Consider the following 14,419-nt stretch of genomic DNA (forward strand, 5'->3'; position numbering starts at 1 on the left):
GAATTAGCCTCTTTTCCATCTCGTACCCTGCGGAGTATCTTCTAAAATGATATTCATTTCCTTTAACTGGTCTCTTATTTGGTCAGATAGCTGGAAGTTACGGTCTTTCCGTGCCTGGATTCTTTTTTCAATTAACGCATCGATTTCTTCATCCAACATTTCACTTGATTCAAGTGTCATACCTAAAACATTAAATAACTCATCGAATTGAGTGGTGAATTTATTAATTACTTCTACCGCTGTGTTTTTTTCTAATAGGTAGTAATTAGCCAATTTCGAAAGATCAAACAAGACGGAAATAGCTTTTGCTGTGTTGAAATCATCATCCATTGCCTTTATAAATTCATCTTGTAAAGCAGCTATCTTCTCTAGCCATTCCTGATTATTATTTGTTAAATCTGTACTCGATTCCCTGCGATGTTGTATATTTTGATATGAGGTTGTTAGGCGGTCAAAGGCAGCCTTTGTGCTTTCTAATAACTCTTCACTGTAGTTAATCGGATTACGGTAATGTACAGATAGCATAAAAAATCGTAACACTTGTGGATTATGCTTTTTGATAATGTCATGTACAAGAACAAAGTTCCCAAGCGATTTTGACATTTTTTCATTATCAATATTGATATATCCGTTGTGCATCCAGTATCGGGCAAAGGTTTTTCCAGAAAGTGCTTCCGATTGCGCAATTTCATTTTCGTGATGCGGGAACGTTAAATCTTGACCGCCTGCATGAATATCAATGGTATCCCCTAGGTATTTTTTTGCCATCGCCGAGCACTCAATATGCCAGCCAGGGCGTCCAATTCCCCAAGGACTTTCCCAAAAGATTTCCCCTTCTTTCGCCGCTTTCCATAATGCAAAGTCCATATCATCTTGTTTCTTCTCACCAACTTCAATTCGGGCACCAACCTGCAGGTCATCAATTGATTGATGTGAGAGCTTGCCGTAATCATCAAAATTCCTGGTCCGGAAATAGACATCTCCTTCTGACTCATAGGCAAATCCCTTTTTAATAAGCTGATCAATAAAATCAATGATATTATCCATATTTTCCATTACACGCGGATGAATATCCGCCTTTTTGCAGCCTAATGCAGATACATCTTCAAAATAGGCTTGAATGAAACGGTCTGCGATGGTTGGGACATCCTCTCCAAGTTGATTAGCAGCACGGATTAATTTATCATCTACATCTGTAAAGTTTGAGACATATTGGATTTCGTAGCCACGATACTCAAAATAGCGGCGGACGGTATCAAAAACAATAGCCGGACGGGCATTACCGATATGAATATAATTATAGACAGTTGGACCACAAACATACATTTTCACTTTACCCTCTTCAAGAGGGATAAACTCTTCTTTTTTACGGGTTAATGTATTATAAAGCTGAATTGCCATTTACTTTAGTCCTTTCTTTTTTCAATTTAATTAACTCTTCTTTCAATTCAACTAGTTCAAGCTGCATTTCTTTAATTCGATCTGCAATAGGGTCTGGGAGGTTACAATGGTCTAAGTCTCTCATTCTCTTCCCATCTTGAATCACTACCCTGCCTGGAACCCCTACAACGGTTGAATTAGGTGGTACTTCCTTTAAGACTACAGAGCCTGCACCGATCTTCGAATTTTCTCCAATGGTTATCGATCCTAGCACCTTCGCACCGGTTGCAATCAATGCATTATCTTTAATTGTTGGATGACGTTTACCTTTCTCTTTCCCAGTTCCTCCGAGTGTTACACCCTGAAATACGGTTACGTTATCACCTATTTCACAGGTTTCTCCTATGACAACTCCCATACCGTGGTCAATAAAAAATCTCCTGCCTATTTTTGCACCAGGATGAATTTCAATACCTGTGAAAAACCGACTAATTTGAGAAATTACCCTTGCAAGGAAATAAAACTTCCTTTTGAAAAATGCATGTGCTATTCGGTGGGCCCATATCGCATGTAAGCCTGAATAGGTTAGGATAACTTCTAAATAGCTCCTCGCTGCTGGATCTTGTTCAAAAACAACGTCAATGTCCTCCCTCATCCTTTTGAACATTTTTCTTTTCCCCCTTTATTTTAATAACGCGTAGCAACTTTTCTGAGCTCGAAGATCTCTATGTTGTTCCCCATTGTTTGGATAAATAAAAAACGCCCCTGTCATAACGACAGAGACGCTTGGGCGTGGTTCCACTCTGATTAGACCGATAAGCTTATATACATAAAGCTTACATTGGTCTCACTCTACCTGTTAACGGAAAGGTTCCGCCCATGTCTACACAGATTTTCATCTTTTCGAAATGGGACTCAGAGGTGCATTTTCAAACATGAGAGGCTTAAACCACTTTCAGCCGGTGATGGTTTTCTCTTTAAAGCATCATATCTTACTTTTCCTCTTCAACATTTTTTCGTATAAAAAAGTTTATATCTTTTACTATATTACATTTTTGCTCTAATGTTAACCAATAAGTTTTTGAATTCTCTTTAGAACTTTTGATTTACCTAAAAGTTCGATAGCTTGAGGTAAATCTGGACCATGTGTTTGACCCGAAACCGCTGCACGAATCGGCATAAACAGATTTTTTCCTTTTTGACCCGTTGATTTTTGAACTGCTTTCATCGCCGCCTTAATTTCGTCAGCTTTAAAGTTTTCCAACTTCTCAAGTTCCTCAGAAAATGCTTTTAGTACTTGAGGAACCGTCTCTCCTGATAATACTTCCTTAGCATCCTCTTCGAATTCAGCTTCCTCTTTAAAGAACATATCCGAAAGCTCGACTATCTCTGCACCAAAGCTCATTTTTTCCTGTAAAAGCGAAACTAAACTCTTTGCCCATTGTTGTTCTTCTTCCGTCAAGTTCTCACTTAAGCGTCCAGCTTTAACCAGATGTGGCATGGATAGCTCCAAAACTCGGTCAACCTCAATCTTTTTCATATATTGGTTGTTCATCCATGTAAGCTTATTCGTATCAAATAAAGCCGGTGACTTCGATAAGCGATTGGCATCGAAAATTTCAATAAATTCCTCTTTAGAGTAAAGCTCCTCTTCACCTGTTGGAGACCAGCCTAGTAAAGTAATAAAGTTAAACAAGGCTTCTGGCAGATAGCCTAATTCCTCATATTGTTCGATAAATTGAATAATTGATTCATCTCGTTTGCTTAACTTCTTTCGGCTTTCATTCACGATTAGTGTCATATGACCAAAAATCGGCGGCTCCCAGCCTAATGCTTCATACACCATTAGCTGCTTAGGGGTGTTGGATATGTGATCATCTCCGCGAAGTACATGCGAAATTTTCATTAAATAATCATCAATGGTTACCGCAAAATTATAAGTTGGGGTTCCATCCTTTTTGATGATGACCCAATCACCCATTCCTTCAGATTCAAAGGATACAGTTCCTTTTACCATGTCATTAAAGGTAAAGGTTTTTCCTTCAGGTACAACCATTCGGATGCTTGGCTCGCGTCCTTCACTTTCTAATTTTGCACGTTCCTCAGCTGTTAGATGGCGGCACTTTCCTGAATAATGAGGAGTTTCTCCCCTCTCGGTCTGCTCTTCCCGCTCTGCTTCGATTTCTGCTTCTGTACAATAACATTTATAGGCATGACCATTCTCAAGTAATTGATTGTAATAGGTTTGATAAATATCATTTCTTTCAGACTGTCTGTAGGGACCATATTCGCCGCCGACGTCCACACTTTCATCCCAATCCATACCCAGCCATTTAAGGTACTTTAATTGACTTTCTTCTCCGCCAGCAATATTCCGTTTCTTATCTGTGTCCTCAATACGGATAATAAATTTACCTTGCTTGTTGCGTGCAAACAAATAATTAAATAATGCTGTACGGGCATTTCCAATATGTAAATGTCCAGTTGGACTTGGAGCATACCTTACACGAACTTCATTTGACATCATTATGCCTCCTATTAGAAAAGCGCAAGCGCCTTGTCCAGGGGCGACAGGCATAAGACGCACCCTGCAAGAAGGCGCTTTTTTCCTTCTTCAGGGGGTGGCTGATGACCCCGAGCCCCTAGGCGCTGGAGCTAGACAATTCTCTAAGTTTAAAAATTATATCTGATTTATTTTACCATTGTGTATTTCAGCAATAAAGACATTAGTCAGCCTTTTTTAACAAAACTGCAACCTGAGATGCAATTCCCTCACCACGACCTGTAAAACCCAGCTTTTCTGTCGTTGTTGCCTTCACATTGATTTGTTCAGGAGAAGCATTAAGTAATTCAGCAATTCTCTCCTTCATTTGCTGGATATAAGGTGCCATTTTTGGTTTCTGTGCAATAATGGTACAATCTGCATTAACAAGCTCATACCCTCTATCTTTCACAAGCTGCCACACATGCTCCATAAGCTTAGCAGAATCTGCGTCTTTAAAGTTTGGATCTGTATCTGGAAAGTGTTTTCCAATATCCCCTTCACCAATCGCTCCAAGACAAGCATCAGAGATTGTATGCAATAAAACATCGGCATCTGAATGGCCAAGCAGTCCTTTTTCATATGGGATGGTAATGCCGCCAATGATTAATGGACGACCCTCCGTTAATTGATGTACATCAAAGCCTTGTCCAATACGAAACATTTTTATAAACTCCCCTGTCTTTTCTTTAATATCGCCTGTGCAAAAAATAAATCCTCCTGGGTAGTAAGCTTGATATTATCATAATCCCCTTCAACCATTGTGACTGGATGAGAGATTCGTTCTACCAAGCTTGCATCATCCGTACCAATAAAGTGATCCTTCTCTGCCCGTTCATAGGCCTTATACAATATGGAAAAACGAAAAGCTTGTGGGGTTTGAACAGCCCACAAGCTAGATCTTTCGACAGTTGCCATTACCACCTGATCACGTACTGTTTTCATGGTATCCTTTGCTGGCACTCCAATGATTGCTGCACCTGTTTTTTGTGCTGTATCTAGTAATCGGTGAATATGTTTCTTGAGAATAAATGGACGAGCGGCATCATGAACAAGAATAATTCCATCATTCTTCACAGTTTTCAATGCATTATATATGCTATCCTGACGTTCTTTTCCACCTGGAACTAAATCTAGCACCTTCTTCACCTTATTCTTCTTTAATAAGGATTTAAATTCCGCCACATCTAGTGGGTTAACAGCTAAAATAATTCCCTCACAAAGATCATCTTCTTCGAACACCTTTAGGGAATGGATTAATACAGGTATATTATTTAGTTCTAGCAAAAGCTTATTTTTCCCTGCTCCCATCCTCTTCCCTTGACCAGCTGCCGGGATAATGACTTGATAAGCCATAGTAAAACTCCATTTCTAATTTGGCTATAGTGCCTTTTCTAGTAATTTAGGTTTTGCAAAAATCATTCTTCCAGCTGAAGTTTGAAGAACACTCGTAACAAGAACATCAATTCTTTTTCCGATATATTCTCGTCCCTCTTCAACCACAATCATCGTTCCGTCATCAAGATATGCTACACCTTGGTGATATTCTTTACCATCCTTTATTACCTGTACAGCTAACTCTTCCCCAGGCAGTACAACTGGTTTAACTGCATTCGCTAAATCATTGATATTTAATACAGAAACGTTCTGTAATTCACATACTTTATTGAGATTAAAATCATTGGTAACAAGTATTCCATTCGTTATCTTGGCTAGTTTCACCAGCTTGCTGTCTACTTCTTGAATTTCATCAAAATCGCCTTCATAAATCTCTACTTTTATCGCAAGTTCTTTTTGAATTCGATTTAGAATATCCAAGCCCCGTCTCCCACGGTTTCGCTTGAGGACGTCAGATGAATCAGCAATATGCTGTAATTCCTCAAGTACAAAGCGAGGAATGACAATCGTTCCTTCTAAAAATCCTGTTTGGCAAATATCAGCCACGCGACCATCAATAATCACACTTGTATCTAAGATCTTTAAGGATTGTCCCTCAGATTTTTCAGCATCCTCTTCTCCGGACTTCTTCTTTCCGCGACTGCCAAAGAGATTTAATAGCTCATCTCTCTTCTTAAATCCAACCTGAAAGCCAAGGTATCCGAAAAATAATGTCAGCAAAATAGGAGCGGCAGCATTTAGTATAGGTACTTGAACTGCATTTAGAGCAAAACCGATTAGAAAGGCTACTAATAGGCCAAAGATTAATCCTATACTGCCAAAAATCACATCTGTTACCGGGATTTTTACCAGCGAGTCTTCCGCCCATTTAATAAACTCCAGTACATAATCTACTGCCCAAAAAGTAATAAGATAAAAAATAATTGCACCTATAATAGCCGTTGCATATGAGTTACTGATTATTGGAATGTCATCAAAATTTATTAGTTTTAGCAATTGTGGGATCAGCAATATTCCAAGCGTACCCCCAGTTATGAGAAAACATGCTTGCACAATACGTTTTAACATTCCTTCACCTCCTCTACTCATTATAAACATATTCCCAAAAATGAAACCTTCATTTTATTGATTATTTTTGTCAAAGTGCAAGTTTTAAAACATGAAAATGAATGTTATTTAGTAAAATAGATTTTTCACTTCATAGGGTAGCACTGGAAAAAAACTCTGTCAAACAAACGTAAATTTGCTATTTTTACTTTGATGGCCTATAACTGCCGCTCCGTATATAATCGCTCTTTAATTAACTTTAAGCCTTCCTTGATTTTCTTTGCACGGATTTCGCCAATTCCTTCAACATCATCTAGTTCTTCAACAGAAGCTGATATAATTTTCGAAAACTCACTGAAGCTTGTAATAATGTTTTCAATTATAACGATTGGAAGACGGGGAATTTTATTAAGAATCCTATACCCCCGTGGGTGCTTATTTTCATCGAGTGGAATGTATCCTTGATAGCCCATTAGTTTCAGTATAGCAATATCATCTAATGCACCGTTACTCGTTAACATCTGCATTCGCTTGAGTACTTCTCTCGCCTTGATATCTCTATCAATTGCATAATCCTTAATAATCAGCGATGTCTCTTCTTCTAAATCCGTCAATATTTCATTCATTTGTAAGCGAATAAGTCTTCCTTCCGTTCCCAATTCGTTTAAGTAAGTAATGAGTTCATTTTTTATCTTAAGAACCATTTCAAATCGGTGAAGAACGAGTAGGAAATCGTTATATGTAACGGATTCTTCAAACTCTAATATACTTAAGCTGGCAATACTTCGCTCAAGGACTGATTTATACTTTTCCAGCATTTGAATAGCTTGATTCGCTTTGGTTAATATCACAGAAATATCTTTAAGGGCATAACGGAAGTTACCTTGATATAGGGTTATGACATTTCTCCTTTGAGAAATAGCAATGACAAGTGCCTTTGTTTGCCTAGCCACTCTTTCGGCAGTCCGATGCCGCATCCCTGTTTCGGAGGCAGAAATATCAGAATCAGGAACAAGCTGGGCATTCGCAATAAGAATTGTATTCCCTAATTCATTAAGGATAATTGCACCGTCCATTTTTGCTAGCTCATAAAGATAACTTGGTGAAAAAGGACAATTAATTTGAAAACCACCATCTACGATACTTTTAACCTTTTCATTGTAACCAACAACAATTAACCCGCCAGTATTAGCCCTTAGTACATTATCAATACCTTCTCGAATAGGTGTACCTGGGGCAATAAACTGTAAAACTTCACTTACAGTTTGTTCACCTAGCTTTCTATTTTCCATGTTCTACACTCCCAACGCTGCTTTTAAGGCTTCACCTACAGTAGAAACGCCGATTAATTCTACCCCTTTCGGTCCTTGCCAGCCGCTCAAATTATTGGCAGGTAAAATAACCCGTTCGAAGCCCAACTTTGCAGCTTCTTGAACACGCTGCTCAATTCTGGAGACTCTTCGTACCTCTCCTGTTAACCCAACCTCGCCTATAATACAATCTGTTGCCCTCGTAGGTTTATCACGGAAGCTTGAAGCAATACTAACGGCAATCGCTAAATCAATGGCTGGTTCATCTAACTTTACGCCCCCAGCAACCTTAAGGTATGCATCTTGATTTTGAAGCAACAATCCCATCCGCTTTTCTAAAACCGCCATTAATAACGGTACACGGTTATGGTCAATCCCTGTTGCCATTCTCCTTGGGTTTCCAAAACTAGTTGGAGAAATTAAAGCTTGGATTTCAACAAGAACTGGACGGGTGCCTTCCATTGAAGCAACAACAGTTGACCCAGCAGCACCTTGTGATCTCTCTTCAAGGAAAATTTCCGATGGATTTGCAACCTCATCAAGTCCAAATTCTTTCATTTCAAAAATACCCATCTCATTGGTTGATCCAAAACGATTCTTTACTGCGCGTAGGATTCGATACGTATGGTGTCTTTCCCCTTCAAAATAGAGAACTGTATCTACCATGTGCTCAAGTAGCCTTGGCCCTGCTATCGATCCTTCCTTTGTAACATGACCAACAATAAAAATAGCAATACCCTTCGTTTTCCCAATCCTCATTAATTCAGATGTACATTCACGTACCTGTGAAACGCTCCCTGGTGCAGACGTGACTTCCGGATGAAAAACCGTTTGTATAGAATCAATAATGACAAAACTTGGGTTTGTGCTTTCAATGTTCCGATTTATTTCTTCTAAATTAGTCTCTGAATAAACAAAGAGATTTTCAGACTTTATCCCTAACCTTTCAGCTCGAAGCTTCGTTTGCCTCAATGATTCTTCTCCGGATATGTATAAGACCTGATTACCTTTATTCGCAAGTTGAGAGGATACCTGCAAAAGGAGTGTTGATTTACCAATACCAGGATCACCACCGATTAAAACCAGTGAACCTTTTACCACGCCTCCGCCTAAAACACGATTAAGCTCATTTAAATCTGTTAAAATCCTCGGTTCAGTCAACGTTTCAATGGCTGTAATGGGTGTTGGTTTAGAAAGTGTTGATACTCCTTGGGAATGGGCAAAAGCTCCCCTCCTATTTCCGCCTGTAACCTCAACTTCCTCTACCATTTTGTTCCATTCCCCGCAACCAGGACATTTACCCAGCCATTTAGGAGATTCATACCCGCACTCCTGACACATGAACTTCGTTTTTCGTTTAACCATATCTATCTACTCCTGACTCTAAATAGAAAAAGAGGTACACGGTCGAGACTTGTAACGTGTACCCCCTTTTAGTTGTTCTTAAAAGTAACGAATCCAGTTATTTAGTTAGAGTCGTTTTTTCAGCCGTTCTAACTGTGAACTCACCATTATCAACATCAATTATAACATGCTGCCCTGTTAATACAGTACCTTTTAACAGTTCTTCCGAGAGGCGGTCTTCAATATGCTTTTGAATCGCCCTGCGTAATGGACGTGCACCGTACTCTGGGTCGTAGCCTTCTATAGAGATTTTGCCCTTTGCTGCTTCCGTTAATTCTAAAGAAATATGCTGCTCTTTTAAACGTTTTACTAGCTGGTCAGACAGCAGCGTAACAATTTCTTCTAAATGCTTTCTCTCTAAAGCATGGAAAACAATAATTTCATCAATACGATTTAAGAATTCAGGACGGAAGGCTTTCTTCAATTCTTCCATTACCTTACCCTTCATATCCTTATAATTCTGTTCTCCATCTTGAATATTAAAACCAACATACTTGTTACGTTTTAACGCTTCTGCTCCCACGTTTGAAGTCATAATAAGAACTGTATTACGGAAATCAACGGTTCTGCCTTTAGAATCCGTTAGGCGACCATCCTCAAGAACCTGCAGTAATATATTAAATACATCTGGATGTGCCTTTTCAATTTCATCAAGCAGGATAACAGAATACGGCTTTCTTCTTACCTTTTCCGTTAATTGCCCTCCTTCTTCATATCCAACATATCCTGGAGGAGATCCAACCAGACGAGATGTAGAATGTTTCTCCATGTATTCTGACATATCAATTCGAATCATGGCATCCTCATCACCAAACATTGCTTCAGCAAGAGCCCGTGCCAATTCAGTTTTCCCTACACCAGTTGGACCAAGGAAAACAAATGAACCAATTGGACGTTTTGGATCCTTTAAGCCTGCTCTCGCACGACGGACTGCTTTTGAGACCGCCTTAACTGCTTCCTCCTGACCAATCACACGTGAATGCAGGAGTTCCTCTAAATTAAGTAATTTAGTTGTTTCTGTTTGGGCAAGCTTTGATACAGGTATTCCCGTCCAGCTTGAAACAACACTAGCAATATCCTCAACTGTCACTTCGCTGTTTTCTTTCCCTTGCTTTTCTTTCCAAGTTTTCTTCGTTTCCTCGAGCTGCTCACGAAGACGCTGTTCTGTATCTCTTAGAGAGGCGGCTTTTTCAAATTCTTGGCTCTGAACTGCCGAATCCTTCTCTTTCCGGACTTCATCAAGCTTCACTTCTAATTCTTTTAAATTTGGAGGTGTTGTATAAGAACGTAAGCGAACCTTTGATCCCGCTTCATCAATTAAGTCAATTGCCTTATCCGGCAGGAATCGGTCAGAAATATAGCGATCAGATAACTTTACTGCTGCTTCAATAGCCTCATCTGTAATCGAAACACGGTGATGGGCTTCATAACGATCACGAAGTCCCTCTAATATCCGTACTGATTCTTCTGCTGTTGGCTCGTCAACACGGATTGGCTGGAAGCGGCGTTCTAACGCAGCGTCTTTTTCGATATATTTACGATACTCGTCAAGAGTGGTTGCACCAATACATTGGAGCTCTCCACGGGCAAGGGATGGTTTTAGGATGTTAGAAGCGTCAATGGCTCCTTCTGCTCCCCCAGCTCCTATTAACGTGTGTAACTCATCGATAAAGAGGATGATGTTACCAGCCTGGCGAATTTCATCCATTACTTTTTTCAAGCGATCCTCAAATTCACCGCGATATTTGGTTCCAGCTACTACGGTTCCCATGTCTAACGTCATAACCCGCTTATCACGAAGAATTTCTGGAACTTCATTATTAACAATTTGCTGTGCAAGACCTTCAGCGATAGCTGTTTTACCTACTCCTGGTTCACCAATTAAAACTGGATTGTTTTTTGTACGGCGGCTTAAAACTTCTATAACCCGCTGGATTTCCTTACTTCTTCCGATAACAGGGTCCAAACTTCCTTCTCTAGCAATCGACGTAAGATCTCTAGCAAGGCTGTCAAGGGTTGGAGTATTCGCACTCACAGATGCTCCTCCCTGATGACCACCTGACTCATTACTGCCTAGTAATTGCAGTACCTGTTGGCGTGCCTTATTTAAGCTTACTCCAAGATTATTAAGAACTCTTGCAGCAACACCTTCTCCTTCACGGATTAAACCGAGTAGGATATGCTCTGTTCCAACATAGGAATGTCCTAATTTTCGAGCTTCATCCATAGATAGTTCGATTACCTTTTTCGCTCTAGGTGTGTAGTGAATCGTTTGAGATGCTTCCTGCCCTTTCCCGATTAACGATTCTACTTCCTTTTGAATTTTATCAGAACCTAATCCAAGCCCATAAAGTGCTTTGGCAGCAATGCCTTCTCCCTCACGGACTAAGCCTAATAAAATATGCTCAGTCCCAATATTGTTGTGTCCAAGTCTGATTGCTTCCTCTTGTGCTAAAGCTAAAACCTTTTGAGCTCTTTCAGTAAAACGGCCGAACATCATATTCCATTCCTCCTCACCTTTTATCTTGCTCCATTTTTAATCGTTCTCGAATTAATGCTGCTCGTCTTATATCTCTTTCATTTGCTCTTAAATGCCCGCCTGCATACTGCTGAAGAAAACCAGGCTGGGTTAAAATCATTAATTCATTTAATATATTCTTAGGCAGATGATCAATGTATCCCATATCAATACCTAGGCGAACATCGGATAAGCATTTTGCCGCCTCTTTTGTTTCAATAATCCTACAGTTGGATAACACGCCATAAGATCGAAACACTCTATCTTCTAATTGTATGTTTGAAGTTTTGCGTAATGCTTCACGAGCGGACCTTTCTTGTGAAATTAACTGACTCACAACACCTTTTAGGTCACGGCAAATGTCCTCTTCTGATTTTCCCAGAGTAATTTGATTGGAGATTTGAAATATATTTCCGAGCGCTTCACTCCCCTCACCATATATCCCTCTTACAACTAATCCCAGCTGATTAATGGCTGGAATGATACGATTAATTTGCTGGGTCAACATAAGCCCCGGCAAATGCATCATGACAGAAGCCCGAAGACCCGTACCTACATTTGTGGGGCAGCTTGTTAGGTAGCCATGCTTCTCATCGAAACCAAAGTGAATGTGGCTTTCTAGCCAATCATCTACTTCATTAGCAGCCTCCAACGCTTCCGTTAGTTGTAGTCCAGGAAACAAACACTGAATTCGAATGTGGTCCTCTTCATTAATCATAATACTAACTTCTTCATTTTCGGTTAATAGAACTGCTCCATACGGTGAATCCTCTGCTAAATTAGGACTTATCAAATGCTTTTCTACTAGTACCCTTTTTTGAAGAGGCTGTAATTCATCGATTTTTAGTAATTCCATTTGCCCAAACTTTGTAAAATTGGATTCACGCAGGATTTCTTCCATTTTTACAATAATGGCTTGGGCTTCTTCATGTGAAAATAATGTTGGAAATTTAAAGTCCTCAAAGTTTCGGGCTAAACGGATTCGGGAACTAAGGACGATATCTGAATCAGGTCCCTCCTCGCTCATCCACGAGCTGACTGCTTGATTGATAAAGCGTTCAAGCGACACGTTATTCCCCTCCCTTGTTGCTGCCCGGTAATTCTTTTTCGAGTGTTCGTATTTCATCACGAATCTGAGCAGCTTTTTCAAATTCCTCTTGTTGAATTAATTCTTTTAGCTCATTTTTAAGACTTTCAACTTGCTTTTTAAGGTGAATTCCTCCACCAATTCTCTTTGGTATTTTACCGCTATGGGACCAATTTCCGCTGTGAAGTCTCCTTAAGACTGGTGGAAGCTGCTCCTTAAATGTTTCATAGCAATGGGCACATCCAAAGCGACCGACTTTAATAAATTGTGGAAATGTCATTGAACATCCATTACATTGAAGAATTTCTTCTTGATGAAACGTATTTTGATTTTGTTTTTGAACAGTAGGATCAATATTTAATAGTCCCGCTAATAGGTTATTAAAAGTAAAGCCTGATCCTCCAGTAAACATAAACATCTCGCCCTTTTCTTGGGCACATTTTTCACAAAGGTTTACCTCAGTTTTTTCCCCATTGATGATTTTTGTAAAATGGAGTGCAGCAGGCCTTTGATTACATTCCTGGCAAATCATTTTTCATTTCACCTCTCTGGCTGGTATTTATTATTTATATTTCAATGATGTTAACATAGCTTTCAACATTCTTGCTCTTAATTCGTCTCGGAATGGAAGATCAATATAAAGGACAGAACGATCAATTACACTTAACATAATTTTTGCTTCTCGTTTGGTAATTATCTCCTCATGGACAAGTCTATAAATAACATCTTCTGCTGTAGATTGTGTGATACGATTATCAAAGAGTGAAAGCAAATGATCAATTAAGTCCACTAAATCATGGGACTGAACCTTCATGATTCGGATATATCCGCCTCCCCCACGTTTACTTTCTACGACATACCCTCGTTCAATGGTAAAGCGCGTATTAATGACATAATTGATTTGTGATGGGACACATTGAAATTTATCAGCAATCTCACTTCGCTTTATTTCAACATGTTCCTGTTCACTCATTTCTAATACTTGTTTCAAATACTTTTCGATAATATCGGAGATGTTTCTCATCTTCCCACCTCCTTTGACTTTGACTATATTTGACATTAATTATACTGAAAATGTTATGTAGTTGCAAACAACTGCTACTAATGATTTTCTCCATATTTCGCAGGTGTGAAACCTGTTTGGATTTATAAATTTATTTTTAGGAATTTAGTAATGGAAAAAACTCGACGGGGTTTTGGTTCCCTTTATTTGTGGAGATAGGGGGCTTGGGGAATCAAAAAAGGGGTTTGGTTCCCCTTATCGTTGAAAAGTTGAGTTCTTGGGAATCAAAAGAGAGTTTTGGTTCCCCTTATCGTTGAAAAGTTGAGTTCATGGGAATCAAAAGAGAGTTTTGGTTCCCTTTATCGTTGAAAAGTTGAGTTCTTGGGAATCAAAAGAGAGTTTTGGTTCCCTTTACACTTGAAATGGCGACTTCTTGGGAATCAAAAGAGAGTTTTGGTTCCCTTTACACTTGAAATGGCGAGTTCTTGGGAATCAAAAGAGAGTTTTGGTTCCCTTTACACTTGAAATGGCGAGTTCTTGGGAATCAAAGAGGATTTCTACTCCCTGTACTGCTAGTAAAATAAAGAACGCTGGGGATTCTGTTACTCTATTCCTTACGGAACACAAAAAAGCACAACCCTTATCGGGTTGTGCTTCGTTTGCCTGGCAACGTCCTACTCTCACAGGGACAAAGTCCCAACTACCATCGGCGCTGAGAAGCTTAACTTCC

The 14,419-nt window shown here is 39.5% G+C and carries 13 protein-coding genes and 1 other annotated feature; all 13 genes read right to left on the reverse strand.

Annotated elements, in window-relative coordinates; translation table 11 throughout:
• Positions 1–3: 3 nt before the first annotated feature.
• Entirely contained in the window at positions 4–1,401 is a 1,398-nt protein-coding gene (cysS, locus tag TR08_RS05985) for a cysteine--tRNA ligase (protein WP_045516568.1), read from the reverse strand.
• The gene (cysE, locus tag TR08_RS05990) at positions 1,382–2,047 is read right to left on the reverse strand and encodes a serine O-acetyltransferase (protein ID WP_045516570.1); all 666 of its coding nucleotides are present in this window, start codon (positions 2,045–2,047) and stop codon (positions 1,382–1,384) included. The genes cysS and cysE overlap by 20 nt, the downstream gene beginning before the upstream one ends.
• 108 nt (positions 2,048–2,155) lie before the next feature.
• Positions 2,156–2,398, reverse strand: a binding site (T-box leader).
• 48 nt (positions 2,399–2,446) lie between these two features.
• Complete coding sequence (gltX, locus tag TR08_RS05995) at positions 2,447–3,904, reverse strand: glutamate--tRNA ligase (RefSeq protein WP_045516572.1); 1,458 nt, start codon at positions 3,902–3,904, stop codon at positions 2,447–2,449.
• Between the two features lie 202 nt (positions 3,905–4,106).
• Positions 4,107–4,586, reverse strand: coding sequence for a 2-C-methyl-D-erythritol 2,4-cyclodiphosphate synthase (ispF, locus tag TR08_RS06000; RefSeq protein WP_045516574.1), 480 nt, complete (start codon positions 4,584–4,586; stop codon positions 4,107–4,109).
• 2 nt (positions 4,587–4,588) lie between these two features.
• Positions 4,589–5,278, reverse strand: a complete 690-nt coding sequence (gene ispD / locus TR08_RS06005) for a 2-C-methyl-D-erythritol 4-phosphate cytidylyltransferase (RefSeq protein WP_045516576.1) — start codon at positions 5,276–5,278, stop codon at positions 4,589–4,591.
• Between the two features lie 24 nt (positions 5,279–5,302).
• Positions 5,303–6,388 (reverse strand): PIN/TRAM domain-containing protein, encoded by a 1,086-nt coding sequence (locus tag TR08_RS06010; protein WP_045516578.1) that lies wholly within the window; start codon positions 6,386–6,388, stop codon positions 5,303–5,305.
• Between the two features lie 197 nt (positions 6,389–6,585).
• A complete protein-coding gene (disA, locus tag TR08_RS06015) occupies positions 6,586–7,659 on the reverse strand; it encodes a DNA integrity scanning diadenylate cyclase DisA (RefSeq protein WP_045516580.1) in 1,074 nt (357 codons plus the stop codon).
• 3 nt (positions 7,660–7,662) lie between these two features.
• Entirely contained in the window at positions 7,663–9,042 is a 1,380-nt protein-coding gene (gene radA / locus TR08_RS06020; protein WP_045516581.1) for a DNA repair protein RadA, read from the reverse strand.
• 97 nt (positions 9,043–9,139) lie between these two features.
• Positions 9,140–11,581 (reverse strand): ATP-dependent protease ATP-binding subunit ClpC, encoded by a 2,442-nt coding sequence (clpC, locus tag TR08_RS06025; RefSeq protein ID WP_045516582.1) that lies wholly within the window; start codon positions 11,579–11,581, stop codon positions 9,140–9,142.
• A gap of 13 nt (positions 11,582–11,594) precedes the next feature.
• A complete protein-coding gene (locus TR08_RS06030) occupies positions 11,595–12,668 on the reverse strand; it encodes a protein arginine kinase (RefSeq protein ID WP_045516584.1) in 1,074 nt (357 codons plus the stop codon).
• A gap of 1 nt (position 12,669) precedes the next feature.
• Positions 12,670–13,218 (reverse strand): UvrB/UvrC motif-containing protein, encoded by a 549-nt coding sequence (locus TR08_RS06035; protein WP_045516586.1) that lies wholly within the window; start codon positions 13,216–13,218, stop codon positions 12,670–12,672.
• A 30-nt stretch (positions 13,219–13,248) separates the two neighbouring features.
• On the reverse strand, positions 13,249–13,710 hold the full coding sequence (locus TR08_RS06040; protein WP_045516588.1) for a CtsR family transcriptional regulator: 462 nt from the start codon (positions 13,708–13,710) through the stop codon (positions 13,249–13,251).
• Between the two features lie 471 nt (positions 13,711–14,181).
• A partial coding sequence (locus TR08_RS33085; RefSeq protein ID WP_045516590.1) for a hypothetical protein occupies positions 14,182–14,419 on the reverse strand: 238 nt, incomplete at its 5' end.

It is taken from the genome of Neobacillus niacini (genome assembly GCF_000759675.1).
Classification (GTDB): domain Bacteria; phylum Bacillota; class Bacilli; order Bacillales; family Cytobacillaceae; genus Neobacillus; species Neobacillus niacini_A.